This is a genomic window from Burkholderia sp. MSMB0856, from assembly GCF_001524645.2.
Lineage (GTDB): Bacteria > Pseudomonadota > Gammaproteobacteria > Burkholderiales > Burkholderiaceae > Burkholderia > Burkholderia diffusa.
Map to the genome: position 1 here is coordinate 225,828 of NZ_CP013429.1, position 26,855 is coordinate 252,682.

Below are 26,855 nucleotides of genomic sequence, written 5' to 3' on the forward strand. Positions count from 1 at the left end.
TCGCCACGGCCGGCCCCTGCCGCCGACTCAACGGAGGATTCCGATGAAACCGATCCAGACGATGCGTATCGGCGCCTGTGCGTTCGCCGCCGCGTGCGCGCTGGGCGCGTGCACGCAACCGCAGGGCCCCTACGGCGCGCACGGCGCGCCGCCGGCGCCGCCGGACGGCCATGGTGCGTCGCCGACCACGACGATGCCGGACGCGAATACGCGCTACGACACGCGTCCGTCGCCGTACAACACGCTGCCGGCGGGCGCGGCGGGCGGTGAGCCGGCCGACGTGCCGCCGCCGGGGCCGAACGGTGTGCAGGGCGACCGGACGATGCCGGGCACGCCGCCGCCGATGCAGTACTGACGCGCGGAACGTCGCGCGGACGCACGCGGATAAGCCGGCGCGCCGCCGGTGCGTCCACCCGGCGCGAATTCCGTGCCCCTAACTTGCCGGTGCTTGTAAAAAAGTCGGCACCCGGAGCCGCCGCGGGCGGGGTGCGAACCCGCGAGAGCCGCGCCGGACGGTGCTTCGCCGCGTTGGCATGGAAGCTGCGTGAATGCGTGTGAACGCAATTCCGCACACCGTCAGGAGGGCATCGATGTCCGTCACGCTTGCGCTCCAGATGCGACAGCATCTGGCACTCACGCCGAGGCTTCAGCAGTCGCTTCGCCTGCTGCAGTTGTCTTCGCTCGAATTCCAGCAGGAATTGCGGCAGGCGCTCGACTCGAATCCGTTTCTCGAAGATGGCCAGGGCGACGACGAAGCCGCCGCCGACGCGCCCGAACCCACTGCCGAAGCCGCGCCGCCCGAGCCGCCGCCCGAGCGCGAGGACGTGCGTCCGCCTGACGGCGAGGTGTCGTATACGGCCGCTCCGGCGCCGCGCGGCACGAGCCGCCAGGCCGACGACGCGAGCGACCTGTCGCCCGGCGAGTGGATGGCGGCCGAGCCGTCGCTGCACCAGCAATTGCACGATGCACTGCGCCTTTATCCGCTGAACAAGCGCGACCGCGAGGCCGCGCGCATCGTGATCGATGCGCTCGACGAGGACGGCTACCTGCGTCAGGAGCTGGCCGAGCTGCTGGTCGCGGCCGATCCGGCGCTGCTGCTGTCGGAACAGGATCTCGCGGTCGCGCTGCGGCTCGTGCAGATGCTGGACCGTCCGGGCATCGCCGCGCGTTCGGTATCCGAATGCCTGGCGCTGCAACTCGATGCGATTCCGGCCGGCACGCCGGCGCTCGCGGAGGCGAAGGCGATCGCGCGCGAGCACCTCGAACGGCTCGCGCGGCGCGAGACGGCGGAAATCCAGCGACGCCTGGGCTGCAGCCAGCCGACGATGCAGGCCGCGTGCGCGCTGGTGCGCACGCTCGATCCGCGTCCCGGCAATCACTACGGCAGCACGCGCGGCGACTACGTGATACCCGACGTGATCGTGCGCCAGGTGCGCGACGAATGGATCGTGACGATCAACCCGGCCGTGCTGCCGCGCGCGCGGTTGCACGAGCGCTACGCGACCTTGTTCGCGCAGTCGAGCGGCGAGCGCGATTCGCCGCTCGGCCAGCAGTTGCAGGAAGCGCGCTGGCTGATCCGCAACGTGCAGAAGCGCTTCGACACGATCCAGCGCGTCGGCGAATGCATCGTCGCGCGGCAGCGCGATTTCTTCCGCTACGGCGAGATCGCGATGAAGCCGCTCGTGCTGCGCGACATCGCCGAGGAACTCGACCTGCACGAATCGACCGTGTCGCGCGCGACGGGCAACAAATACATGGCCACGCCGCACGGCACGTTCGAGTTCAAGCATTTCTTCCCGCGCAAGCTGGAAGCGGCCGGCAAGGGCGTGTGCTCGGCGTCGGCCGCGAAGGTGCTGATCCGCGACATGATCGCGGCCGAGCGCCATACCGATCCGCTGTCGGACGTCGCGCTTGCGCAGAATCTCGCGGGGCGCGGCATCCTTCTTGCGCGTCGCACGGTGACCAAGTACCGCCAGGCGATGAAGATTCCGCCCGCTGAACTGCGCCGGCGCGACGCCGCGTGACGATACCGTCCGAACCGCGCGCGGCCCGCGACCTGCGATCTGCGGTGTCCGCGCGCATCACCGAGAGGAGGGAAACCATGCCAGCCAAGTCCCAAGCCCAGCAGCGCGCCGCGGGGGCCGCCCTGTCGGCCAAGCGCGGTGACACGAAGATGAAGGACCTGAAGCCGCCTGCGAAGTCGATGGCCAAGTCGATGAGCGAGAAGGAACTCGAAAAAATGGCTTCGACGCCGGCCCACGGCAAACCCCGGCACAAGCACGATTCTTGATCGGCGGCGACACGCGTCGACGATTGTCGTTCTTCAGGACTCCAGGAGGCATTCATGCTTCGATACGCCATCATCTTCTTCATTATCGCGCTCGTCGCCGCTTTGTTCGGCTTCGGCGGCATCGCGGCCGGCGCGGCCGAGATCGCGAAGATCCTGTTCTACATCTTCGTCGTGATCTTCCTGGTCACGCTGCTGCTGGGAGTCGTGCGCCGATGACGATCGCACCCGACCGTTCGCAGCGCATCGCGGAACTCGAGCATGCGCTCGCGAACGGCTTTCCGTCGCAATCGACCGTCGTCGTGCATGCGGACGACGCGTCGGGGCGGCTGACGATCCAGGTGTCGTGGGTGCGCGTGCCGTCCGATGACGATGCCCGTCAATGGCGCTGCGCGGTCGATCTGCGTTTCGATCCCGACGTGCTCACGCGCTATGCATCGCTCGGTACGGCCGACCGGTTGCGCGTCCGGACGCATGTGTGCGACATGGCGCGGCGCGCGGTGGACGAACAGAAACCGCGTGTCGAGGACGCCGAGATCGAATGCAGCGTCGCGCTCGACGTGACGCGCGACGAACTGGATCGCGCGCTGCGCGCGCCCTGACGTCGCGGCAGCAGCCCGTCGCGACACCGTAGCGGGCCGCCGCGGCACGCGCCGCGCGGCGCGTCCTTTTCCCGTGACGGCTGCGTGTGCGCCGCGACGCGGCCCCGCACGCCGCCGTCCATCACCGAACCGATGCGAGGATGCGCGCATGACGAATCTCCCCGATCCGGCAATCGACCGCAACCCGACGGCGCGCAATCGCGCCCCCTCGCCGAACGTCGCACGGGGGAGCCGGTTCGCCAGGCGGGCGTGCAAGCGGCAAGGAGGACAGGCATGGCACCGCGGATGATCTGGAAAGGCGCGATCAGCTTCGGGCTCGTTCACGTGCCCGTGCAGCTGTTTCCCGCGACGCGCACCGTGAAGCCGTCGTTCCGGCTGCTCGACAAGCGCTCGATGGATCCGGTCGGCTACCGGCAGATCAACAAGCGCACCGGCAAGGAAGTCACGCGCGAGGACATCGTGCGCGGCTACGAATACGAGAAGGAACGCTACGTCGTGCTGACCGACGACGAAATCCGCGCGGCGAACCCCGAATCGACGCAGACCGTCGACATCCTGACCTTCGTCGACGAGGATGCCGTGTCGTTCCTCTATCTCGACACGCCGTACTACCTCGTGCCGGACCGCAAGGGCGAGAAGGTCTATGCGCTGCTGCGCGATGCATTGAAGGACAGCGGCAAGATCGGCATCGCGCTGGTCGTGATGCGCGACCGACAGCATCTCGGCGCGCTGATTCCGGTCGGGCCGCTGCTCGCGCTCGATACGCTGCGCTGGCAGGAGGAGTTGCGGCCGCTCGACGAACTGTCGGTGCCGGCCGACGACGCGAAGGGCGCGGGCGTGACCGCGCGCGAGCTCGCCATGGCGAAGAAGCTGATCGACGACATGGCCGGCAAGTGGACGCCCGACGAGTATCACGACACGTTCCGCGACGACATCCTCGAGCTGGTCGAGCGCAAGGTGCGCGCGGGCAAGATCGAGGAGATCGAGGAACGGCCGGCGCAGACGAGCCGCGCGGCGGCCAACGTGGTCGACCTCACCGAGTTGCTGAAGCGCAGCCTGAAGGGCGGCGGCGGGGCGCGTGCGGCGGATCTGCGCGATGCGGGCGACGACGAGGACGCGAATACGGATGAGGCATCGTCGTCGTCGCGCGGCGGCGGGCGCCGCAAGCCGGCTTCAAAAACCGCGGCGACGGGCGCGGCCACGAAAACCGCGGCGGCGAAACGGCCGGCCGCGAAACGTGCCGCGCACGGCGAGCATGCGGTGAAGAAGGCCACCGCACGCCGCAAGCACGCCGCATGACGCCGCGCGAAGCGAGGTGATGCGATGCCCGGCAAGCTCGATCCCTATCGTCGCAAACGCCACTTCGGCGCGACGCCGGAACCGGAGGGCACGCAAGGGCGCCGGCGTGCGAAGGCGGATGCGAAACCCTCCGCGCGGGCGCGCGCCCGCACCGTCCATCCGCTGCGCTTCGTGATCCAGGAGCATCATGCGCGGCGCTTGCACTACGACTTCCGGCTCGAACTCGACGGCACGCTGAAATCATGGGCCGTGCCGAAGGGGCCGAGCTACGATCCGTCGGTGAAGCGTCTCGCCGTGCATGTCGAGGACCATCCGCTCGAATATGCGTCGTTCGAAGGCAAGATTCCGGCCGGGCATTACGGCGCGGGGTCGGTCGTCGTATGGGACGAAGGCACGTGGACACCCGACGGCGGCCTCGCGCAGGCACGCGACGGCTATCGCGCGGGCAAGCTCACGTTCCGGCTCGACGGCGAAAAGCTGCACGGCGGCTGGGCGCTTGTGCGCAGCGGGCGCCAGCAGGGGCGACAGGAGCAATGGCTGCTGATCAAGGAGCGCGACGACGACGCGCGCGACGCGGACGAATTCGACGTCGTCGGCGAGCGGCCGGGGAGTGTGCATGATGGCGCTGCGTCTGCGACGCGCGCGGATTCGGCCGATGGCTCGAAGCATGCGCGCCGGACGCCGCGCGGCCGCGGCGACAAGACTGCGCAACACGATGCACGTGGCGCGCGGCATGACGAGCACGACGAGCGTGAACGCCCGCCCACCGATCCGTCCGGGATCGAAGGCGCGGTGCGCGCGCCGTTGCCCGAGCGCGTCGCGCCGCAACTCGCGACGCTGGTTGACGGCCCGCCCGCGCAGGGCGACTGGCGCTACGAACTGAAGTTCGATGGCTACCGGATCCTCGCGCGTATCGCGGGCAAGGGCACACGCCGGCACGTGAAGCTGATGACGCGTGAAGGCCGCGACTGGACCGCGAAGCTGCGCGCGCAACGCGATGCGCTCGCCGCGCTCGCCGTCGACGACGCATGGCTCGACGGCGAGGCCGTCGTGCTCGGCGCGCACGGCCTCCCCGATTTCCAGGCGCTGCAGAACGCCCTCGGTGCGGGGCGCTCGGATGCGGTCACGCTGTTCGTATTCGATTTGCCCTTCCTTGACGGTTACGACCTGCGCGACGCGCCGCTCACCGCACGCCGCGCGCTGCTCGAACCGCTGCTGGCCGACAGCGACCCCGCGCGACTGCGCTTTTCGCCCGATCTCGGCGACGACGTCGCGTCGCTGATCGCAAGCGCATGCGATACGGGCCTGGAAGGGCTGATCGGCAAGCGCGCGGACTCGCGCTATCGGGCCGGACGTTCACCTGCGTGGATCAAGCTCAAATGCCGACGCAGGCAGGAGTTCGTGATCGGCGGCTATACCGAGCCGTCGGGCAGCCGCCACGGCTTCGGTGCGCTGCTGCTCGGCGTGCACGAACCGGCGCGGGCCGGCAAGCGGCGACGCGGGCCGACACCGCTGCGCTATGTCGGCCGGGTCGGCACAGGCTTCGACGCACGCATGCTCGACCGGCTTGCCGCGATCCTGCGCAAGCACGAGCGCGACACGCCGCCGTTCGATCCGCCGCCGCGCGAACGCTCGCGCACGCGCGTGCACTGGATCGAACCGACGCTCGTCGCCGAATGCGAATTCGCGGAATGGACCGGCGACGGCATCGTGCGGCAGGCCGCGTTCATCGCGCTGCGCGAAGACAAGCCGGCCACGCAGATCGTCCGCGAAGTGCCGAAGCATACGGAAAATGCAAAAACGGAGATGACGATGGATCGACAGCGAACCACGCACGACGACAAACATCCCCGCAAGCACGCGTCGCACGCGGCTCATGAAGCGAATGGCCGCGAACACCACGCGCGTTCACGGTCATCCACCCGCACGGCCGGCGACGATGCCGGCCCGGATCAGCTCGGCCGCGTGCGCATCACCCATCCCGACCGCGTGCTCGACCCGCAAAGCGGCACGCGCAAGATCGATCTCGCGCATTACTGGCAATGGGTCGCGCCGTGGCTGTTGCCGGACCTGAAGGGGCGACCCGTGTCGCTCGTGCGCGCGCCCGGCGACATCGCCGGCGAGCTGTTCTTCCAGAAGCACGCGGAACGCCGCGAGATTCCGTTCGTCACGCAACATGCCGGGCTCGATCCGGGTCACGGTCCGCTGCTGTCGCTCGACAGCGTCGACGCGCTGCTCGGCGCCGCGCAGATGGGCACGATCGAACTGCATACGTGGAACGCGCACGCGTCGAACATCGAGCGGCCCGACCGAATCGTGTTCGACCTCGATCCTGATCCCGCGCTGCCGTGGAGCGCGATGATCGAGGCCGCGCAACTCGTGCGCGGGCTGCTCGACGAACTGGGGCTCGCGTCGTTCTGCAAGACGAGCGGCGGCAAGGGGCTGCATGTGGTCGTGCCGATCACGCGGCACCTCGGATGGGACGACGTGAAGGACTTCTCGCGCGCCGTCGCGCAACACGTCGCGGGCGCGCTGCCCGACCGTTTCACCGCGACGATGGGCCCGCGTCATCGTCGCGGCAAGATCTTCATCGATTACCTGCGCAACGGCCGCGGCGCGAGCACGATCGCGGCGTACTCGGCGCGTGCGCGGCCCGGGATGGGCGTATCGGTGCCGCTGCGCTGGGACGAGGTGCCCGACACGACGGGCGGCGCGCAATGGACGATCGACACGCTGCACGAACGGCTCGACCGGCTCCAGCGCGATCCGTGGGAAGGCTACGACGACACGCGGCAGCGCATCTCCGCGCAGATGCGCGCGCGGCTCGACGGGGCGTGACGTCGCCGGCGCGGTCAGCGCCGGCGCTGCTGCAGGCGGTAATACCAGTCCATCAGCGGGGTCGCGGATACGCCGTGCGCGATCACCGACGCCGACACGACGGCCAGCACCGGCGCCGCGAGCGGGCGCACCGCGCTGGACGGCCCGTGTTCGAGCGCGAACAGCAGGTAATAGAACGAGCCGATTCCGCGTATCCCGAACCACGCCATCAGCCGCCGCTGCGCGTGGGTCGCGTGCGAGCCGGTCAGCGACAGCAGCACGGCGAGCGGCCGCACGGCCACGAACAGCACGAGGGCGAGCGCGATAGCGCCCCACGTCATGAGCGGCACCGACAGCGTCGTGAGCACGCTGCCGATGATCGTCATGATGAGCGCCTCGGCGATGCGTTCGAGCTCGATCGTGAAGTCCAGCACCGATTCGGTCATGAACGCGTGGACCTTCTCCGGATGCTTCTCGGTCGCGACCACGTCTTCCGAATCGATCCGGCCGATCACTTCGCGCGGGCGCCGGTCGCCGCTCGCGCGATGCTCGACGCGGCGCATCGCGACACCCGCGGCGAACGTCGCGATGAAGCCGAAGGTATTCGCGAGCTGCGCGGCGCCGAACGACAGCACGATCAGCGCGAGCGCGAAGAAGCCTTCGAAGCCGAGCGCCTGCGCGTGGCGGGTGCGCAGCCAGCCGATCGCCTTGGTGGCGGCCGCGCCGAGCACGCCGCCGATCGCGGCCGCGCCCGCGATGCCCCACAGCGCGGCCAGCGCGAACGCGCCCGTCAGCGCCGGCCGCGCGTGCGGCGTGTCGGGCACGCCGCACAGCGCGAGGCCCGCGAGCGCGAACGGCAGCGCGATGCCGTCGTTCAGCCCGCCTTCGCCGGACAGCGCGAAGCGCACCAGGTCGCGGTCGCCGGGATCGTGCACCTGCACGTCGTGCGCGAGCACCGGGTCGGTCGGCGCGAGGATCGCCGCGAGCAGCAGCGCGGGACCCCAGCCGAGCCCGAGCGTCAGCACCGCGCAGCCGGCGAGCAGCGGCACGGTGACGATCATCGCGAGCAGGCCGAGCCGGCAGGGCACGAGCCACAACGGGTCGGACAGCGGCACGCGCAGCCGCAGCCCGATCGCGAACAGCGACACCAGCAGCGCGACTTCGACGATCTCGCGTAAAAGCGGCGCGTCGCGTTCGATGTCGAGATGCAGGAGCCCGGCCCCGGACGGGCCGAGTGCGACGCCGAGCGCGAGATAGATCATCGCGCTGCTGCAGGGCAGGTGACGCAGCGCCGACGTCGCGACGCCCATGCCCATCAGCACCGCGCCGACGATCAGATACCACAGCGTTTCATGCATGCGTGCAGGCGGAGCAAGTCGATACGGAGCGGGCGGGGGGCGTCACGGCTTGCGGCCGAACGCCTCGCGCAGTTTCCGCTTCGCGCGTTCGAGCGTCGCGCGGCGTGTTTTCGGCAGGTTGCGGCCCGCGCGGTTCAGATAGAAGTTGAGCATCGACATCGCCGACTGGAACGGCGGCGCTTTGCGGCGGCGGCTGTGTTCGGCGGAGCGCTTGAGCGACGCCGCGATCTCGCCCGGGTCGTCGGACTTGAAGATCGCGGGTTCGATGTCCAGCGCATCGCTCTTTTTCATGACGTCGGCGGACCAGCGCTTGCGATGATGCGGATCGTTGCTGCGCGCGCGGCCGGGGCGGCGCGTCACGCGTTTGCCGTGCGGATGGGAAGTTGAAGCTGAAGGCATGACAGGGCTCCGTACGGGATCGGGATGGGCTGGTCGTGGAACGCGCAAATCGCGTGCCGCGCGTCGCCGACGGCACGTGCCTTGCTGAACCAGGGACGCAGGAAATTTCACGACAGCGATTCCATTGAGGGAGAACGTTCCATGAAGCCAGTATTCGAATCGAAATGTGCCGCGCGCCGGATCCTTGCGTGTGCGGCTGTCGCACTCGTCGCGGCCGCACCGGCCGCATGGGCACAGAATTCGCAGCGTTCCGACGAGGGCACCGGCGCGCCGATCCTGTCGCCGCCGGACACATCGGCTCAGGGCGCCGGCGGCGGCATGTCGAACGGCAATACGGCGGCGCCGCCGCCCGCGACCCGCATGCAGGAGCCGCGCGCCATGCGTTCGCACGCGCGCCCGCATGTGCGCACCAAGCCGGGCGGCCCGAGCGGCGCCGGCACCGGCGGCAGCGGCAGCACGGGCGGCTCCAATGGCGGCGGCAGCGCGGGGGCGGGCGCGACGGGCGCGGGCGGCGGCGCAGGCGGTACGGGAGGTACGGGAGGTACGGGAGGTACGGGAGGTACGGGAGGTACGGGCGGCGCAGGTTCCAGCGGCTATTGACGATCACGGTGTCGCGCCGGCGCGACCGGCGCGGCGCGATGGCTGGCGTCGGCCGCGGGGCCGGCACACCGCCACCACGCAGGAGGACATCATGCAATCGAATTCACGGATCTCGCTCGACGACGACGACCTGGACACCGACGCGGTCGATACCGACGATCTCGATACGACGGTGCATCTCGACGTCGAGACCGGCAGGATCACGTTTCATGCGGCCTGGGCCTTGGCGCCCGATGCACCGCCCGATACCGCGCGGCACGCCGTGGTGCTCGCACTCGACTGCGACACGATGGAGCGCTATGCGGATCTCGACGACGGCGCGCGGATGCGCGTGCACGCAATGCTGCACGATGCCGTGCAGGCCACGCTCGACACGCTGCCCGACGTCACCGAGGACCTGACGCTGACGGTCGAGCTGACCGACGCGATGCTCGATGCGGCGCGTCACTTGCAGTGAGCGTGTCGGGCCGATAGCGACCCGCGCACGGGCGCGGCCTTGCATGACGGCGCCGGGCGCCAGTCGCCGGCAGTCGCATTACATCCTGTTGAAATCTTTGCAGAGGCCGCGCGGGGCGGCGTGACGCCGGCCCGCACGCGTCACGCCGCGGCGCGCGTGCGTGAGGCCGCCCGGCGATTGCGGGTCGCGCCCCATCGACGCGATCGTACGCGCGGCACGCAAATTGCTGCGCGATGAGAACGGCACGACGGGTGCCGCAACATCAACAGGGGGGCGCTCCATGATCGGCAAGCTGGACCATTGCAAGGTGGCGATACTCGCGGTCGACGGCTTCGAGGAAGCCGAACTCGTCGAGCCGCAGCGCGCGCTCGCGGCCGAAGGCGCGCAGGTCGACGTGATTTCGCAGAAGCGCGGCGAGATCCAGGGGCTCAGGCACGTCGACAAGGGCGAGCGCGTGAAGGTCGACCGTACCTTCGACGATGCGCGCGAAGGCGACTACGACGCGGTCGTGCTGCCGGGCGGCGTCGTCAACGGCGACGCGATCCGGATGCTGCCGGCCGCGCGCGAATTCGTGACGGCGGCGGTCGGTGCGGGCAAGCCGATCGCCGCGATCTGTCACGGCGGCTGGTTGCTCGTATCGTCCGGGCTGGTGGACGGCCGCACGATGACGAGCTGGCCGAGCCTGCAGGACGACATCCGCAACGCGGGCGGCAAGTGGGTCGACCAGGAGGTCGTGCGCGACGGCAACCTGATCACGAGCCGCAAGCCCGACGATCTGCCCGCATTCAACGGCGCGCTGGTGCAGTGTCTCGCGTCGCGGGGAGGTTGAGCGATGCCGGCCGATTCCGTCCGTCACGTGACGCTGACCGACGCGCCGCCCGAGTTCGACGGCGCGGCGCTGCAGATGCGTTTCGTCGTCGAGGTCGACGGGAAGCCGCTCACGTGCGCGATCACGGTCGAAGCGCTCGAGGACCATTTCGGCGCCAGCTCCGCGCTCGAAGCCGACCTGCGCGACGCGTTCGAGCGCGGCCGCGCGCGCATCGAGGCCGCGTGCGAGGACGTGCTCGCGGACGGCAAGGGCGGCGTGGAACTGCACAGCGGCTATTTCCGCGTGCGCGACAAGGCGGCGGGCAAAACGGCGCGGGCCGGGCTGTTTCGTTCGAGGAAGTCGTGATCCGCGCGGCTGCGGAATGCCGGCGCTGGCCGGCCGGCGCACCGTGCGCATGCTCGCTTACACACCATTGAAAACTTTGCAGCGGTCGTCACGCGGTTTGCGGTGACACATCGCGCCGCGCGCCAGTCGCGCACGGGGGCGGCCGCGTCCCACAATCTGGCACGCTCCCTGCATGCTTCTGTCGTCGCCGGCGCACGTTTCGCGCCGTGCGTCGCCGCGATGCCGCCGCCGCATCGTGCGAAGCCGTCAACGGGGAAACGAGCATGCTGACCGCCCATGAATTTGCCGCGCTGTTCCTGGTGCATCGCGCACCGGAACAGATCCAGACCGACCGCGAGGACATCGTCGCGCTGGTCGAACGACAGTTGATCGTGATGCGTCCCGACGCGTCGGGTGCGAGCCGCCCCGCGCTGACCGCCGACGGGTTGACCGTCGTCCGGTGCGTGCAGCGGCACGACGGCCACGACGCCGGCGATCTCGACGCGTGACACGCGATGCATGACACCCGCACGCGTGGCCGGCGCGCGGTTCAGCGTGCGATCGCAACCGGCGCGTTGACCTGCACGACCGGTGTATCGCCGTCGAATGGCGGCGCGAACGGGAAGCGGTCGATCACGCCGGTTTCGAACAGCAGGCAGCAGGTCGAGCCGCCGTACTGGAAATAGCCGATCTCGTCGCCCTTGTCGACGCGTTGCCCCGGCACGACTTCGACGATGCAGGACGAGACGTCGCCCATGCCGACGAACACGGCCGCGACGGTCCCGATCCCGGGATCGTCGCAGTCGATCGCGACGATCGCGCGCGCGGCGACGGCCGTCATGTAGCCCTGCGAATCGTTGAGGCCGGCCGGGTCCGGGCCTTCCGCCTCGGCGACGGAATAGTAGGTGCCGTCGACCCGGTACGCATGCGTGACGGTGCCGCGCACCGGCGCGTGCCAGCGGTGATAGTTGTATGCGCTCAGATACGCCTGGTACAGATCGCCGCCGACGAACCGTTCGGCGAGCGGCAGCCGCGCGGGCGTGAAGATGTCGCGCAGCGAGTAAGGCTGGCCCTTGATCCAGAACGTGTCGCGGATCTTCACGTTCGACGCGGTGTGATACGGCGCGGCCTCGCATGCGCTGACGATCACGTGCGCATCGTCCGGCGCCGCGACCGGCCGCGCGCCCGCGCGAAAGCGTCGCGTGAAGAAGTCGTTCCACGAGTCGAAGCCCCAGTGCGGCTGGTCCTCGCGATACTGGAACTGCGACAGGCCGAGGCGCTTGCGCGCTTCGTCGCAGAACCAGCCGTCGGGCGGCGACGTGTCGAGATGCGCGCGCGAATGCGGGCCGCCGAGGAAATCGCACCACACGTTCAGCACCTGCTTCAGGTGCGCGTTGACCGCCGCGTCGCGAAACGCCGCGTGGCCCGACGGCATGCACATCGGCCAGTCGAGGAACGCGTTCAGCGGGCACACGATCAGGCTCGTTTCGCTGAATGGCGGCGTGTAGGTCATCAGGTGATCGATCACCGTCATCAGTTCGCCGATCGATGCGTAGCCGAGCGTGCGGCCCGCTTCGCGTGCCTCGTCGATCGCGCGGGTCAGGCTCATGCGCAGCACCGCGTCGTCGTCGAACAGCCGCGCCAGTTCCTGCACGGCCGGCGTGCGCAGCCGTTCGCCCGCATGCGCGCGTGCGTCGTTCGCGATCGCTTCGCGATACGCGGCCATGTGCGATTCCTCGCGGGCCATCCATTCGCCGAGGCGATGGCGTGTGGCGGGCGACGGGCTGGGATCGGTCGGCATGGTCACCTCCGGCAAGGTTGCGATACGAACGCAGATAGCAAGGCGCTTGCCCGGTGCGCGGCATCGAAATTGCTGCGCTCGGGCGACGGATGCTTTCACCGACTCAGGAGAGGACACATGAGCGCAGCTTCGAATGTGCGACAGACGAACGATGCGGCATCGACCGCCGAGCGCCGCAGCGGCGAACAGCGGACCGTGGCACCGACCCGCACGCGGGCACGGGTGCGCGCGTCGACGTCACATAACGCGCGGCGGGCCGAACGCGGCGGCGGGAACGGCCCCGTGGCGCCGAGCCGCGATCGCGAGACCGGCGAGCCGCATTGGGAGGACGACGGCGGCGCGATGCCGCCGGAAGAGTGGTCGTGACTTCGAGCGCTTATTGCTGGCCCGCCGGCCGCTCCGGCCGATAGCGATCGACGAGCGCAGGATCGATCGAATCGTCGTCGCGGAGGGCTGACGATACGGCGTCCACGATGGCGGGCCAAATGCCGGTTTGCTGCAGGACAGGCATTTCCTTGGCCAGAACGTTGCTGAGTTGCCCGCGGTTTTGCTCGATTGAGCGGAGAAGCCGATCGGCCTGATGATCCGGCATTTCGACGATCTCCTTGATTGCCTGCCGGGCGCGCGCGTGACTGCGCAGATAACGCGATTCTTCTCGCATGTGTTCGGTCAACGTGCGTTTGACGATATTGGCAAGGTATTGCACGTGCGGGCTCAGGTCCGGATAGCGCCATAGCGGCCGGGCCAGCTGCTCGCCGTCGAACGCGAAGTTGGATACGACACCGTCGGGATAGGTGGTCTGAGCTGCGGCGAACGATACGTTCGAGCGCACGTTCGCCATCAGCGGAGCGGACACGTGGTCCAGCACCTTGTCGTACCCGCGGCGTTCGCCCGCGTCGTCCATGATGACCGCGGAAATCGGGAGAATCACGGGTTCCGGAATGGCGCCGTCTCGTCGCAGGACATCGTTGATCAGAAAGCGATGGACACGGCCGTTTCCGTCGGCAAGCGGATGGATGTAGACGAAGCCGAAGGCTGCAACGGCGCTGCGCATGACCGGAGACTGGCCCGCGGTGCGCTGCAGGAACACGCGAAGGCCGTCGAGCATGACCGGCACGTCGTCTTGTACGGGCGCTACGTAGTGGACGATCTCGTTGAAGCGTACGGTTTCTCCGACGAATACGGGTGACTGGCGGAAACCGAAATGCGTAAGTGTGGTGCGTTCGCCGAGGATTTCCCGCTGCAATTCGGCTAACGCCCGGTCCGTCAGCGGCTGCTCCCCCTGCGCGGTACGTCTCGCCAGCACGTCGGCAAAGCGCTGAATCCGGGTGAGGCGATCCGCCTCGCCTTCGATGGCGAAGCTTGCTCTACTTTCTCGCAAGGTCATCCACGCTGCCGCCCGCATCAGAAGATCCTCGCCGAATTCCGCGGTGAGATCGGCGAACAGACGCGACACGTCGAGCGCGGTGGCCTGCATGAAGGAGGGTGTCTTGACGAGGATCGGGCAGAAGTAGCGTGTGCCCGGGAGATTGTCGTTTACGCGCCATCGCGGATTTTTCACGATACGGTCGCGCGAAGCGGTGACCATTTTGCTGTCGTCCAGCAGGTCGACATAGTTGCCGCCCGTTCGATCGGGGACACGCAACGTGTTGCCGGTCAGCCATTCGTACAGGAAGGCGGCGCGACGGGCGTATTGTCCGGTAGGCTCGGCATCGATCCAGTCCTGCACGGACGCCGGCCCCAATTGCCCGAACAGGCGAGCCAGAAACTCGAGTTGCGGTACCTCGTGGCGAAGATGAAACTGGAGATGGGCCGCGATGTTGTCTGCCGGACGCATCGAATCCGGATAGGTCTCGAGCCGATATCCATCGACGACTTCGGTTGCGCGCCGTCCTCCCCAGCGACTGATGACGGGAAGTCGCGCCATCGGATTGATATCGCAATGTGCCATGAGCCAGGCGGCACCAATCGGATTGTCGGGCAGTTCGGTCATATGCAAGCTCCTGTCAGCCGGACCGGTCGACGCGCAAAATCGATTACGGACGTACAAAAACGATTATATGCTACCGGATCTGAACAAAAACGATTGTATCGCACCGTAGTTCCACAAAACTGATTACGCGCGAGAATAGAGGGGCGATCGTTGGCGCCCTCAGTATCGGCAACGCCGATTTCTTCATTTCCATATTTCGAGTATTATCGAAAAATGGAAACGAACCAGACCATCGCCGCCCTGTCGGCCCTCGCGCATGAGTCGCGCCTCGCCGTATTCCGCGCGCTCGTGCAGGCCGGCCCGTCGGGCTTGCCTGCCGGGCAAATCGCGACGCTGCTCGACGTGCCGCCATCGTCGCTGTCGTTTCATCTGAAGGAACTGGCCCACGCGCAACTCGTCACGAGCCGCCAGGAAGGCCGCTTCGTGTTCTATTGCGCGAACTTCGCGACGATGAACGGGCTGATCGGCTACCTGACCGAGAACTGCTGCGGTGGCAATCCGTGCACGCCGGCCTCCGCCTGTTCGACCGCCTGCTCCGACCCAACGTAAGCACACCTCCCAGCCCCCCCGATGACCACCAACGTCCTGATCCTCTGCACCCACAACTCCGCCCGCAGCGTGCTCGCGGAGGGCATGCTCAATCACTGGGCCGCGAAACTCGGCCGCGACGTGCGCGCCTACAGCGCCGGCAGCGCGCCGAGCGGCCGGCTCAATCCGTTCGCGCTGGACGCGCTGACGCGCGCGGGCGTCGACGTCGGTGGATACCGCAGCAAGAGCTGGGACGAATTCGTCGGCGACGGCGCGCCGCGGATGCGCGTCGTCATCACGGTATGCGACAGCGCGGCTGCGGAGGCTTGCCCGTACTGGCCCGGCAGCCCGGTGAAAGTGCACTGGGGCTACGCCGATCCGTCGAACGCCGAGGGCGGCGATGCAGGCAAGCGGCTCGCGTTCGAACTGACGCGCGAGGCGATCGGTTACCGGATGCTGCAACTGCTGGCGTTGCCGCTCGACCGGATGAGCGACGCCGAACTCCAGGCGGCGTTGACCGACATCTCGCGGAACTGAGCGCCCGCACGCGGCACGCTCGAACCCGCGTGCCGCGTGCGTTTTTCCAGCATCGAATCCTGTCCGATGAATACGTCCAACACCATCCCGCCTTGCAACGCCGCCGCGAAGCCGGCGATCAACTTCTTCGAACGCTATCTGACGGTCTGGGTCGCGCTGTGCATCGTCGCCGGCATCGCGCTTGGCCAGGTGCTGCCCGGCCTGTTCCAGCGGATCGGCCGCATCGAGTACGCGCAGGTGAACCTGCCGGTCGGGTTGCTGATCTGGGTGATGATCATCCCGATGCTCGTGAAGGTCGACTTCGGCGCGTTGCATGAAGTGCGGCAGCACGTGAAGGGGATCGGCGTCACGCTCGCCGTGAACTGGCTCGTCAAGCCGTTCTCGATGGCTTTCCTCGGCTGGCTGTTCATCCGCCAGCTGTTCGCGCCGATGCTGCCGGCGGACCAGCTCGACAGCTACGTCGCCGGCCTGATCCTGCTGGCCGCCGCGCCGTGCACGGCGATGGTGTTCGTGTGGAGCCGGCTCACGGGCGGCGATCCGCTGTTCACGCTGTCGCAGGTCGCGCTGAACGACAGCATCATGGTGATCGCGTTCGCGCCGCTGGTCGGGCTGCTGCTGGGGATGTCCGCGATTACCGTGCCGTGGGCGACGCTGCTCACGTCGGTGCTGCTCTACATCGTGATTCCGGTGATCCTCGCGCAGCTCTGGCGCAAGCGGCTGATGCGGAGCGGGCAGGCGGCGTTCGATGCCGCGATGGCGAGGATCGGCCCGTGGTCGATCGCCGCGCTGCTCGCGACGCTCGTGCTGCTGTTCGCGTTCCAGGGCGAGGCGATCCTCAGGCAGCCGCTGGTGATCGCGCTGCTCGCGGTGCCGATCCTGATCCAGGTGTTCTTCAACGCGGCGCTCGCATACTGGCTCAACCGCGCGGTGGGCGAGAAGCACAACGTCGCGTGCCCGTCCGCGCTGATCGGCGCATCCAATTTCTTCGAGCTCGCCGTCGCGGCCGCGATCAGCCTGTTCGGTTTCCACTCCGGCGCGGCGCTCGCGACCGTCGTCGGCGTGCTGATCGAGGTGCCGGTCATGCTGCTGGTGGTGCGCATCGTGAACCGGTCGAAGGGCTGGTACGAGCGCGCATGAGCCAACCACGGAATCCATCCATGACCGACCGACTGACCGACCTGCCGCAACTCGACCCCGAACTCTTCCGCGTGCCGGACGCGAGCCGCTTGCGGCCGGCGTCGCCGTCCACGCATCCGCCGCGTTTCCTGCTGCTGTACGGTTCGCTGCGCGAGCGTTCGTTCAGCCGCCTGCTGGTCGAGGAGGCCGAGCGCCTGCTCACGGCGATGGGTGCCGAGGTGCGCGTGTTCAATCCGAGCGGCCTGCCGTTGCCCGACGATGCGCCGGAGAGCCACCCGAAGGTCGTCGAGCTGCGCGAACTGGTGCTGTGGTCGGAAGGGATGGTGTGGTGCTCGCCGGAACGACACGGTGCGATGACCGGCATCATGAAGTCGCAGATCGACTGGATTCCGCTGTCGGTCGGCGCCGTGCGGCCGACGCAGGGCAAGACGCTCGCGGTGATGCAGGTCAGCGGCGGCTCGCAGTCGTTCAACGCGGTGAACCAGATGCGCGTGCTCGGGCGCTGGATGCGCATGCTGACGATCCCGAACCAGTCGTCGGTGGCCAAGGCGTTCATGGAATTCGACGAAGCAGGGCGGATGAAGCCGTCGGCCTATTTCGATCGCGTGGTCGACGTGATGGAGGAACTGGTGAAGTTCACGCTACTGACGCGCGATATCGGTCCGTATCTGGTCGACCGGTACAGCGAGCGCAAGGAGAGCGCGGAGGCATTGTCGAAGCGGGTGAATCAGCGGGCGATTTGAACCTTACGGGTAACTGGAGCTCGGTGAGAAGGGGGGCCTCGAGGCGCTGGCCGCCTTCGCAGAAAACCGATTACGTTCGCGGGCCCTTCGTATCGATGGCCACCAGCACCGCAACCGGCAATGCGGCCAGACAGCGATCGAGCCGGATCACGCCGTCCGGCGCCGCGACTTCGCTTCCGTCGCTCAGCCAGTCGATCCACCGCTCGCCGGCGCCGTGCGGCACGACTACGGCCGTATCGCCCCATTCCCGCGGTTCCACGCGCGGCAACTCCGGTGCTTCGCCGAGTAGGCGGCACGCAAGCCGCGTCACCGCGACCACGACCGTCGCAGCCTCGTCGCGACGCGCGAAGGCCACGGCATGCCGCCCGAGTTTTCCGCGCACGCGCAGCGGCACGTACGCGCCATCTGTAAACGTCCTCGGCCAGCGCGTGCGCAACGCGAGCATCCGCTCGACGAGCGCGCGCTTTACCCGCGCATCGGGCCAGTCGCGCAGGTACGCGGCGACCGGCTCGTCGACCCGCTCGGCCGCCAGCTTCTCAAACGGCACGTCGCGCCGATTGTCCGGATCGACGAGCGAGTGATCCCATGACTCGGTACCTTGATACAGATCGGGCACGCCCGGCGACGCCATCCGCAACGTCGCCTGCGCGAGACCGTTGACGACGCCGGCCGGCGCGAGCCGCGCGACGAACGCATGCAGTCGATGCACGAAATCGCCCGTGCCGTGCGGCGTCAGGATCGCGCGGACGAACGCCTCGCAAGCGCGCTCGTAGTCCGCGTCCGGCGCGAGCCAGTCCGTGTACCGTTTCGCCTCGCGCAGCGCCTTCGTCTGCCATCGCACCACGCGCTCCGTGAGCGCCGCGAGTCCGGCCGCATCGTCCGGCGCGAGCCCCGGCGGCCAGCAGCCGACGAGTGTCTGGTACAGCATTGCCTCCGCGGAAGGCCCCGGCGTCCAGGCAAGATCGCGATGTGCGCCGCCGCGCCGAGGCAGGTTCAACGCGGACCAGTCGAGCGACACCGTGCGCCACAGGTCCGGCACTTCGCTCAGCACCGCGAGCCGCACGCGCGCATCCTCGCCGCGCTTGTGATCGTGCGTCGCCGTCGCGACGAGCGTATGCGGAACGGTGCGCGCGCGACGCCGGTTGCGTGCATGGAACGCGCCGCGCGACAGGCTGAACTCGCCGGCATCGGCGCCGACCTCGTTGCGCGACAGCAGCCGTCCGTAGCGATAGTTGGCCGTGTCCTCGACGCCCTTCGCGGCAAGCGGCGCGGTGAGCTGCGCGAACGCGACACGCGCCGCGTGCAGCGCGGCGGCATCCGCGCGCGGCACGCGCGTGCCGGGCAGCCCGAGCCAGCCGGCGACGCGATCGAGCGCATAGCGGTCGGACGGATCGATCGCCGCGCACGCCGCGTCGTACGCGCGCGCCAGCACGCGGCGATCGGAGGCGGTCGCCTCTTCGCCGAGGGTCGGGTACATCCGGTACACGGGCAGATGCACGGCGAGCTCGCCCAGCACCCGATGGATCGCAATCCTGCTGATGTCGCGCGTCGCGGGTGCGGCGCGGGCGACACGGTGCAACGCCCGCGCGACGCGGTCATGCTCGCCCGCCAGCTGCCGAGTCAGCACGCGCCGCTTGCCGGCCACCGCTTCCCGAGCGAACGAGCGCGTCGACCCCGACACGGCTGCCCAGTGCGCGGCGAGCGGCGCGGCGCCGGCCGGGTCGTGCAGCAGCGCGGCGACGTCGTTCATGAAGTCGTAGCCGGTCGTGCCGTCGACGCGCCAGTCCTCGCGCAGCGTCTCGCCCGGCGCGAGAATCTTCTCGACGACGACATACGGCCGTTCGTCGCGCTGCGCGGCGAGCCGCGCATGCAGGCGCCGGCAATACGCGCGCGGGTCGGCGAGGCCGTCGACGTGATCGACGCGCAGCCCGTCGATGAAGCCGGCCGCATGAAGTTCCAATGGCAGCGCGTGCACCGCGTCGAACACCGCTTCGTCCTCGACGCGCACGGCCGCGAGCGTCGCGATGTCGAAGAAGCGCCGCCAGTTCAGTTCGTCGGCGGCCGTGCGCCACCATGCGAGCCGGTAATGCTGGCGTTCGAGCAGCCGGTGCAGGCACGCGCGCGAGCGCGCGCGGCGCGGATCGGCGCCGCGCAGGATCGCGTCGAACGCATGCGGGCCGTGGGTGGCGGCGTAGTCGCGCAGCGCCGTGTGCGCATCCGCCAGGCGCGCGCTGCCGCGTATCGCCGCGGCAGCGAAACGCTCGGCGAGGGCGTTCAGGTCCGCGCGATTGGTGATGCGCAGGATTTCCGCATAAGTGGCGGCGGCGACCGGCAACTTCCTGCCCAGGCATGCAATGAAAAAGCATCCGGCCGAAGGATCGGCGCCCAGCGTGATGTCGCCTGCCGCGAGCGCGTCGCCGTACGGCGCGCCGAGGCAGGGCAGCAGCACCTTGCCGTCGAGTGCCGCATCGGGCGGATGCCAGTCGATGTCGAAGTAGTGCGCGTACGGGCTGGCCGGCCCCCATTCGAGCACGTCGTTCCACCAGCCGTTCGATGCGCCGCCGACGCCCATGTGGTTCGGCACGATATCGACGATCACGCCGAGGCCGCGCGCACGCAGCGCGTCGACGAGGCGGCGGAAGCCGGCTTCGCCGCCGAGTTCCGCGTTGATCGCGCGATGGTCGACGGTGTCGTAGCCGTGCGTCGAGCCGGGCTCGGCCGTCGTGATCGGCGACAGGTACAGGTGGCTCACGCCGAGCCGCGCGAAATAGTCCGCGTGCGCGGCCGCGTCGTCGAACGTGAAGCCTGCATGCAGTTGCAACCGGAGGGTCGCGCGCGGGGTCATGCGTCGTCCTCCGGTGCGTCACGCGCGCGCTCGATCGCCGCGATGCGTGTGCGTACGTCGGCGTCGAACAGCGCGTCGACCGTGCGCGGCAGCCGGCGCAGCCAGTTCGGATGGCCGCATGGCGGGCCGGGCAGGTTCGGTTGTTCGGGTAGTGCGAGCAGATCCTCGAGCGGCACGATTGCGAGCGGCGACGGGCTGCGCGCGACGTACGCGAGGACGGCGCCGACGGGCGGCGCATCGGCGGGCGGGATCGGATCGCTCGCCGGTGCGCAGCCCGCGTGCTGCAACGCGCGCCACAGCATCGCGCGGTCGGTGGCACGTTCGGCCCGGGCGGCCGCGAGGTGCGGGGCGGGCGACCGTGTGTCCGGTGCGGAGGGCGCGCCGTGGCTGCCATCCGTGGCCGGCGTATCGTCACGCATGACCGGATCGTTCCGTTCGTCGCGGCCCGAGCCGTGTGCGGCCGCGGCGCGACCGATGTCGTCGCCGGCATTGCGTGCACGCGCGACGCGCTGCACGTGGCCGCTTCGGTCCGCTGCGCCTGCATGCTTGGCGGCATCGGCATCGGCCACGACCCGTCGCCATTCGAGATCGACGCCACGCCACCAGCCGGCCACGGTCGGCAGATCATGCGTCGACGTCATCGCGATCGTGTCGCGATCCCACGCCGACGGCGGCCGAAACGCACGATCGGCTTCACGTTCGAACCACAGCACGCGCATCCCCGCGATACCCTGCGCGCCGAGCCGCTCGCGGAATCCTTCCGGCACCGTGCCGAGATCCTCGCCGATCGCGACCGCGCGATGCCGTGCCGCCTCCAGTGCGACGAGCCGCACGAGATCGTCGAACGGGTAGCGCAGGTACGCGCCGTCGCGCGGCGACCGGCCCTCCAGCACGATCCACATCCGCGCGAAGCCGAGCACGTGATCGATGCGGATCCCGCCCGCATGCGCGAAGGCCGCGCGCAGCAGCTCGACGAACGGCGCGAAGCCGTTGGCGCGCAGCGCGGCGGGCGTCCACGTCGTCACGCCCCATGCCTGGCCGTCCGCATTGAACAGGTCGGGCGGCGCGCCGACCGACACGCCGCGCAGCAACGTCGCGCCGTGCGCCCACGCATCGCTGCCGGCCTGATCGGAGCCGACCGCGAGATCGGCGATCAGCCCGATCGCCATCCCCGCATCGCGCGCCGCATGCTGCGCGTTGCCGAGCGCGTCCGACGCGCACCATTGCAGGAACGTATGGAACGCGATCGTCTCGGCATGCGCATGCGCGAAGGCGTCGACCTCGGACGACGCCGGCGTCCGCCACTGCGCGGGCCATTGCCGCCAGTCCGCGCCGATCCCGTGTTCGATGCAGAACGCCTGCAGCGCGTCGAAGCGCGCATGCGCGTCGAGCGCCGCACCGCCCGCCGCGCGGAATCGCTCAAATGCGTCGCGCGACGGCCCGCCATTCGCGCGCCACGCGTCGAAGCACGCGCGCAGCCGGCGCAGCTTCAGCGGCAGCACGTGCGGCCAGTCGATCAGCGGCGCGTCGCTCGCGTTCGCCATGTCCGGCGCCGCACCGCGCGTTCGTCGCACGATGTCGGCCCCCGGCACCGCATCGCAGTCGAGATACGCGACGTTGTGCCAGCGCCGCGACGACGGCGAATACGGACTGTCGTGTTCGGGCAGCGCCGGATACCCGGCATGCGTCGGACTGATCGCGACCGCATGCGCGCCGTGCCGCGCCGCGCGCGTGGCGAGGGCGGCAAGCGCGGTGTAGTCGCCCGCGCCGTCGTCGCCCGTGCGGCGCAGGCTGTAAATCTGAGCCGCGATGCCCCAGCGACGCTGCGCGTCCGGCGCGTCGTCGCAGGCGTCGAACGGCCGGGTCCGCGGCGGCGCGATCGCAAGGCCGATCCGTTGCTCGCCGATGTCGAGCGCGTGATAACCGGGCAGTGCGAGCGGCGGCAGCGTGCCGTGTTCGCCCGCGCCGGTCACGCGCCCGTCGACGTGTCCGCCCGTTTCGAGTGAAATCCGGAAGCGCGCGCCGGGCGGCGCGACACCGCGCGGCAGCGTGAGCGGCGCGCCGGCGTCCCCGGTCACGACGCGCGGCGTCGCGTCGTGCGCTTCGGCGAGCGCCGCCGCGCTGTCGACCCGCTCGATCGGCGTGCCGCATGGCCAGCCGAGCGCATCGACGAGCGCGATGAGCGCGTCGTCGTCCACTCGCCGGGCGACGCCGCCCGAATCGATCCAGTCGGGCTCCAGCCCGGCCGCACGCGCGAGTTCGGCGATCGCGACGTCGGTCGTCATGGCCGCGTATGCCCGTTCGAGCGGTGGCTCAGCGCATCGTGGTTCACCGCGCCGTCGCGCCATGCGATGCAGGTGCGCGCGGGCAGCCGCGCGTCGGCCAGCCGGTCGCGTGCGCGCGGCGGCGTCTCGAACACGACTTTGCCGACCGGCAGCGCGGGCAGCATCGCGTCGTGCGAGCCGGGATTGAACGCGATCGTCAGCGTGCTGCCGTCGCCGAGCCGCCAGCGTGCGACGAGCGCCTCCGCGGCGCCGTCGCCGTTGCCATTGCAGGCCAGCAGCTCGACGCCGAGCACGCGGGCGCCCGGCAGGTGCTGCGTCACGAGCGCCGCGCGCACGGTCAGCGCGCTGCGATAGAAGCGCCGCCACGCGTCGGCGTCGGGCCATGCGTTCTCACCGGCATGGCCGGGCGACGAGCGCACGAAGGTGCCGATGTCGTTCGGATCGGGAATCGCGTCGCGATGCGCGGGATCGGCGAACGCGGGAAACGCGGCGAACTCGCGGCGCCGGCCTTCGCGCACGGCGTCGGCGAGCGCGCCGCGATAGTCGGTGAAGAACTGAAACGGCTGCGTGCTGCCGTCTTCCTCGCCCATGAACAGCAGCGGAATCTGCGGCGCGAGCAGCATCAGGGCGGTGGCCGCGCGTACCGCGTCGTCGTTCGCGAGCGCGCGCAGCCGTTCGCCGAACGCGCGGTTGCCGATCTGATCGTGGTTCTGCAGGAACGTGACGAACGCGGTCGGCGGCAAATGCGCGCTCGACTCGCCGCGCGGCTCGCCGCCGTGCAGCGGCGATGGCTCGCCCTGGTACGCGAACCCTTCGCCGAGCGTGCGCGCGAGATGGCGCAGCGGCGCATCGGCGTACGCGCGGTAATAGCCGTCGCGCTCGCCGGTCAGCAGCACGTGCGCGCTGTTGTGGAAATCGTCGTTCCACTGCGCGTCGAAGCCGCCAGGCCCGAGCAGGCTCGCCGCATTGCGTTCGTTCTCGAGCACCAGATGCACGTGACGCGCATCGCCCGCGTACGTGCGCACGCGGCGCGCGAGCGCGCGCAGCCACGCGTCGTCGTCGATCGCATGCGCGGCGTCGATGCGCAGGCCGTCGAAACGGAATTCGTCGAGCCAGTACAGCGCGTTGTCGATGAAGAACGTGCTCGTCTGCGCACGCGAGAAGTCGATCGCGGGACCCCATGCGGTCTGCCGGTCCGTGCGGAAGAATTCCGGCGCATAGCGCGGCAGCAGGTTGCCCTCAGGGCCGAAATGGTTGTACACGACGTCGAGCAACACCTGCAGACCGAGCCCGTGCGCCGCGTCGACGAGCGCCTTCAGTTCCTCGGGCCGTCCGTACGATGCATCGGGCGCGAACGGCAGCACGCCGTCGTAACCCCAATTGCGCGTGCCGGGGAATGCGTTGACGGGCATCAGCTCGATCGCGGTCACGCCGAGCGCGGCGATCTCCCGCAGGCGTCGCTCGACGTTCGCATAGCCGCCGCACGCGCCGACGTGCAGTTCGTACAGCACCGTCTCGTGCCACGGCCGGCCGCGCCATGCGTCGTTGCGCCAGCGGTACGAGGCCGGATCGACGACCTGGCTGGGGCCATGCACGCCGTCGGGCTGAAAGCGCGACGCGGGATCGGGCACGGCGAGGCCGTCATCGAGCAGGAAGCGGTAAAGCGTGCCGGGGCCATACGGCGCGACGACCTCGAACCAGCCGTCGCCGGCGGCCGGCATCGGGATTCGCTGCTCGCCATGCAGTTCGACCGTGGCCGTGCGGCTCGCGGGTGCCCACAGGCGGAAACGCGTGTGCATAGCGTCGATGCAGGTCGCGCCGAACGACGACGCGAACGCGTGCGTGCCGGGCGGAGGGGCGGTACGTGACGTCATGGCGGTACCTCACGAGGGCGGGGATGGCGGCACGGCCGCGACCGCGATCACGGCGGCGTGCGCGGCGACGTCGAGGCCGGCCTCCGGCCACGAGCGCGGGCCGGCGTCGGGTGTCGCGGTGTCGAGTAGCACGCGGTAGTCGAGCACCGGCGTGGGCAGCTTGAACGTAATGGCATGGGTCGACGCATTCAGCATCACGAGCAACGCCTCGGTGCGCCCGGTGCGGCCCGTGCCGACCCGGCGCATCGTCAGCGCGCGGCGCTCGCCGTCCTCCCACGCAGGCACGCTCAGCGCGCCGCCGCGTTCGTCGAACCAGTCGATCTCGTGCATGCCGGGCGCGCCGTCGCGGTCGCCCGACGGATAGCGCGGCGCGGACATCACCGGATACATGCGCCGCAGCGCGGCGAGCCGCGACACGAAGCGCATCATCTGCTCGCCTTCGTCGCTGCGCGCAAGGTCCCAGTCGAGCCACGACAGTTCGTTATCCTGGCAATACGCGTTGTTGTTGCCATGCTGCGTGCGGCCGAATTCGTCGCCGGCGACGATCATCGGCGTGCCGAGCGCGGTGAACAGCGTCGCAAGCATCGAGCGCGCGACGCGCACGCGCAAGTCGCGGATCGACGCGTCGTCGGTCGCGCCTTCGACGCCCCAGTTCGCGCTGCAGTTGTCGTCGCGGCCGTCGCGGTTGTCCTCGCCATTCGCGTCGTTGTGCTTGTGCGCATACGACACGAGATCGGCGAGCGTGAAGCCGTCGTGCGCGGTGACGAAATTGATCGACGCCCACGTATGGCGCCGCTGATGATTGAACAGGTCGGCCGAGCCCGCGAGGCGCGCGGCGAGTTCGGGGCGCTGCCCGGCGTCGCCGCGCCAGAAGCGCCGCACGGTGTCGCGAAAGCGGTCGTTCCATTCGGCGAAGCCGGGCGGGTGGCGGCCGAGCTGGTAGCCGCCGGGCCCGAGGTCCCACGGCTCGGTGATCAGCTTGCGCTGCGCGAGCACCGGGTCCTGCCGCAGCGCGTCGAAAAAACCCGCGCCCGGCTCGAAGCCGTGATCCTCGCGGCCGAGCGTCACGCCGAGATCGAAACGGAAGCCGTCGATATTGAACGCGGTGGCCCAGTAGCGCAGCGAGTCCATCACCATTTGCACGACGCGCGGGTGCGACATGTTCAAGGTGTTGCCGCAGCCGGTCTCGTCGACGTGGTAACGCGGGTCGTCCGGCCGCAGCCGGTAGTAGCTCGCATTGTCGAGGCCGCGCCACGACAGCGTCGGGCCGAGCTCGTTGCCTTCGCACGTGTGGTTGTAGACGACGTCGAGCACGACCTCGATGCCGGCCGCATGCAGCTGCCGGATCGCGATGCGCATTTCGTCGAGCCGCCGCGTCGACAGATACGACGGCTCCGGCGCGAAGAACGCGGCCGTGTCGTAGCCCCAGTAGTTGCGCAGCCCGCGGTTCACGAGCGCGCGTTGCTGCAGGAACGCGTGCACGGGCAGCAGCTCCACGGTGGTCACGCCGATCGACAACAGGTGATCGATGAACGCCGGATGCGCGAGCGACGCGAAGGTGCCGCGTTCCGGCGCGCGCAGCCCGGCGCGACGCATCGACGCGCCGCGCACGTGCGTCTCGTAGATCACGGTGCTGCGCCACGGCACGTCCGGGCGCCGGTCGGTGCGCCAGTCGAACGCCTCGTCGACGACCACGGCCTTCGGCATCGCGGGCGCCGAGTCGCGGCGGTCCATCGACAGATCCGCGCGGTTCGAATGCACGCGATAGCCGAACAGCGCGTCGGACCAGCGGAAATGACCGACCAGCTTGCGTGCGTACGGGTCGAGCAGCAGCTTGGTCGAATTGAAGCGATGGCCATGCTGCGGCTGGTACGGGCCGTCCGCGCGAAAGCCGTACACGGTGCCCGGATGCGCGTTCGGCAGGTAGCCGTGCCACACCTCGTCGGTGCATTCGGGCAGGTCGAGCCGCGCTAGTTCCTTGCGGCCGGTCGGATCGAACACGCACAGCTGGATGCGCTGCGCATGCGCGGAAAACACCGCGAAGTTGGTGCCGAGACCGTCCCAGGTCGCACCGAGCGGATAGGCGCGGCCGGGATCGAGTCGGGATGGCAAGGCGGTCGGCATGGGGAGGGTCTCCGTG

At 69.4% G+C, this 26,855-nt stretch carries 25 protein-coding genes; 17 read left to right on the plus strand and 8 right to left on the minus strand.

Annotated elements, in window-relative coordinates; all coding sequences use genetic code 11:
• The first annotated feature begins 43 nt into the window (after positions 1-43).
• The 7 genes from WS87_RS29730 (at position 44) to ligD (ending at position 7,026) form a co-directional block, all read left to right on the plus strand.
• Positions 44-355 (plus strand): hypothetical protein, encoded by a 312-nt coding sequence (locus WS87_RS29730; protein ID WP_059536989.1) that lies wholly within the window; start codon positions 44-46, stop codon positions 353-355.
• Positions 356-590: 235 nt separating this feature from the next.
• A complete protein-coding gene (locus WS87_RS29735; protein ID WP_059817010.1) occupies positions 591-2,024 on the plus strand; it encodes an RNA polymerase factor sigma-54 in 1,434 nt (477 codons plus the stop codon).
• 77 nt (positions 2,025-2,101) lie between these two features.
• A complete protein-coding gene (locus WS87_RS29740; RefSeq protein ID WP_059536983.1) occupies positions 2,102-2,290 on the plus strand; it encodes a DUF3008 family protein in 189 nt (62 codons plus the stop codon).
• A 54-nt stretch (positions 2,291-2,344) separates the two neighbouring features.
• Positions 2,345-2,506: a DUF1328 domain-containing protein gene (locus WS87_RS29745; RefSeq protein WP_081052496.1), complete on the plus strand. Its 162-nt coding sequence runs from the start codon at positions 2,345-2,347 to the stop codon at positions 2,504-2,506.
• Positions 2,503-2,889 (plus strand): DUF3022 domain-containing protein, encoded by a 387-nt coding sequence (locus WS87_RS29750; RefSeq protein ID WP_059536979.1) that lies wholly within the window; start codon positions 2,503-2,505, stop codon positions 2,887-2,889. Before WS87_RS29745 ends, WS87_RS29750 begins: the two co-directional genes overlap by 4 nt.
• A 273-nt stretch (positions 2,890-3,162) precedes the next feature.
• Positions 3,163-4,188 (plus strand): non-homologous end joining protein Ku, encoded by a 1,026-nt coding sequence (ku, locus tag WS87_RS29755; protein WP_059817007.1) that lies wholly within the window; start codon positions 3,163-3,165, stop codon positions 4,186-4,188.
• Between the two features lie 24 nt (positions 4,189-4,212).
• Complete coding sequence (ligD, locus tag WS87_RS29760; RefSeq protein WP_059817004.1) at positions 4,213-7,026, plus strand: DNA ligase D; 2,814 nt, start codon at positions 4,213-4,215, stop codon at positions 7,024-7,026.
• A 14-nt stretch (positions 7,027-7,040) separates the two neighbouring features.
• Here ligD and WS87_RS29765 read toward each other — a convergent pair whose 3' ends face one another.
• Entirely contained in the window at positions 7,041-8,363 is a 1,323-nt protein-coding gene (locus WS87_RS29765; protein WP_059817001.1) for a cation:proton antiporter, read from the minus strand.
• Positions 8,364-8,405: 42 nt separating this feature from the next.
• Entirely contained in the window at positions 8,406-8,762 is a 357-nt protein-coding gene (locus tag WS87_RS29770; protein WP_059817000.1) for a DUF3175 domain-containing protein, read from the minus strand.
• 141 nt (positions 8,763-8,903) lie between these two features.
• Between WS87_RS29770 and WS87_RS29775 the strand changes: the two genes are divergently transcribed.
• The 5 genes from WS87_RS29775 to WS87_RS29795 all read left to right on the plus strand — a co-directional run bounded on the left by WS87_RS29775 (position 8,904) and on the right by WS87_RS29795 (position 11,481).
• Positions 8,904-9,362, plus strand: a complete 459-nt coding sequence (locus WS87_RS29775; protein ID WP_059816998.1) for a hypothetical protein — start codon at positions 8,904-8,906, stop codon at positions 9,360-9,362.
• 91 nt (positions 9,363-9,453) lie between these two features.
• On the plus strand, positions 9,454-9,819 hold the full coding sequence (locus tag WS87_RS29780) for a DUF3022 domain-containing protein (protein WP_059816996.1): 366 nt from the start codon (positions 9,454-9,456) through the stop codon (positions 9,817-9,819).
• A 280-nt stretch (positions 9,820-10,099) separates the two neighbouring features.
• A complete protein-coding gene (locus WS87_RS29785) occupies positions 10,100-10,648 on the plus strand; it encodes a type 1 glutamine amidotransferase domain-containing protein (RefSeq protein WP_059816995.1) in 549 nt (182 codons plus the stop codon).
• Positions 10,649-10,651: 3 nt separating this feature from the next.
• Positions 10,652-10,993 (plus strand): DUF1488 domain-containing protein, encoded by a 342-nt coding sequence (locus WS87_RS29790; protein ID WP_059816993.1) that lies wholly within the window; start codon positions 10,652-10,654, stop codon positions 10,991-10,993.
• Between the two features lie 263 nt (positions 10,994-11,256).
• Positions 11,257-11,481, plus strand: a complete 225-nt coding sequence (locus WS87_RS29795) for a hypothetical protein (RefSeq protein WP_059817360.1) — start codon at positions 11,257-11,259, stop codon at positions 11,479-11,481.
• A 41-nt stretch (positions 11,482-11,522) separates the two neighbouring features.
• On the opposite strand, the gene WS87_RS29800 is transcribed toward WS87_RS29795, so the two are convergent.
• Entirely contained in the window at positions 11,523-12,773 is a 1,251-nt protein-coding gene (locus tag WS87_RS29800) for a phosphatidylserine decarboxylase family protein (RefSeq protein ID WP_059816991.1), read from the minus strand.
• 117 nt (positions 12,774-12,890) lie between these two features.
• Between WS87_RS29800 and WS87_RS29805 the strand changes: the two genes are divergently transcribed.
• Positions 12,891-13,139: a hypothetical protein gene (locus WS87_RS29805; protein WP_059816989.1), complete on the plus strand. Its 249-nt coding sequence runs from the start codon at positions 12,891-12,893 to the stop codon at positions 13,137-13,139.
• Positions 13,140-13,149: 10 nt separating this feature from the next.
• Here WS87_RS29805 and WS87_RS29810 read toward each other — a convergent pair whose 3' ends face one another.
• Entirely contained in the window at positions 13,150-14,766 is a 1,617-nt protein-coding gene (locus tag WS87_RS29810) for a Fic family protein (protein ID WP_059816987.1), read from the minus strand.
• A gap of 213 nt (positions 14,767-14,979) precedes the next feature.
• Here WS87_RS29810 and WS87_RS29815 point away from each other — a divergent pair, with 213 nt between their 5' ends.
• The 4 genes from WS87_RS29815 to arsH all read left to right on the plus strand — a co-directional run bounded on the left by WS87_RS29815 (position 14,980) and on the right by arsH (position 17,711).
• Positions 14,980-15,315 carry an ArsR/SmtB family transcription factor gene (locus tag WS87_RS29815; protein WP_059816985.1) on the plus strand — a complete coding sequence of 112 codons (336 nt, stop codon included), beginning with the start codon at positions 14,980-14,982 and terminating at the stop codon, positions 15,313-15,315.
• A 21-nt stretch (positions 15,316-15,336) separates the two neighbouring features.
• On the plus strand, positions 15,337-15,831 hold the full coding sequence (locus WS87_RS29820; RefSeq protein WP_059816983.1) for an arsenate reductase ArsC: 495 nt from the start codon (positions 15,337-15,339) through the stop codon (positions 15,829-15,831).
• A 66-nt stretch (positions 15,832-15,897) separates the two neighbouring features.
• Entirely contained in the window at positions 15,898-16,968 is a 1,071-nt protein-coding gene (gene arsB / locus WS87_RS29825; RefSeq protein ID WP_059816980.1) for an ACR3 family arsenite efflux transporter, read from the plus strand.
• 20 nt (positions 16,969-16,988) lie between these two features.
• Entirely contained in the window at positions 16,989-17,711 is a 723-nt protein-coding gene (gene arsH, locus WS87_RS29830) for an arsenical resistance protein ArsH (protein ID WP_059536933.1), read from the plus strand.
• Positions 17,712-17,781: 70 nt separating this feature from the next.
• Here the strand turns inward: arsH and treY are convergent, their stop codons facing one another.
• From treY to glgX, 4 genes are read right to left on the minus strand one after another with little or no spacing between them, the layout of a single operon-like run.
• Positions 17,782-20,556 carry a malto-oligosyltrehalose synthase gene (treY, locus tag WS87_RS29835; protein WP_059816977.1) on the minus strand — a complete coding sequence of 925 codons (2,775 nt, stop codon included), beginning with the start codon at positions 20,554-20,556 and terminating at the stop codon, positions 17,782-17,784.
• A complete protein-coding gene (malQ, locus tag WS87_RS29840) occupies positions 20,553-22,841 on the minus strand; it encodes a 4-alpha-glucanotransferase (protein WP_059816974.1) in 2,289 nt (762 codons plus the stop codon). Before malQ ends, treY begins: the two co-directional genes overlap by 4 nt.
• Entirely contained in the window at positions 22,838-24,715 is a 1,878-nt protein-coding gene (gene treZ / locus WS87_RS29845; RefSeq protein WP_059816972.1) for a malto-oligosyltrehalose trehalohydrolase, read from the minus strand. The genes malQ and treZ overlap by 4 nt, the downstream gene beginning before the upstream one ends.
• Positions 24,716-24,724: 9 nt before the next feature.
• Positions 24,725-26,839, minus strand: coding sequence for a glycogen debranching protein GlgX (glgX, locus tag WS87_RS29850; protein ID WP_059816969.1), 2,115 nt, complete (start codon positions 26,837-26,839; stop codon positions 24,725-24,727).
• Positions 26,840-26,855: the final 16 nt, after the last annotated feature.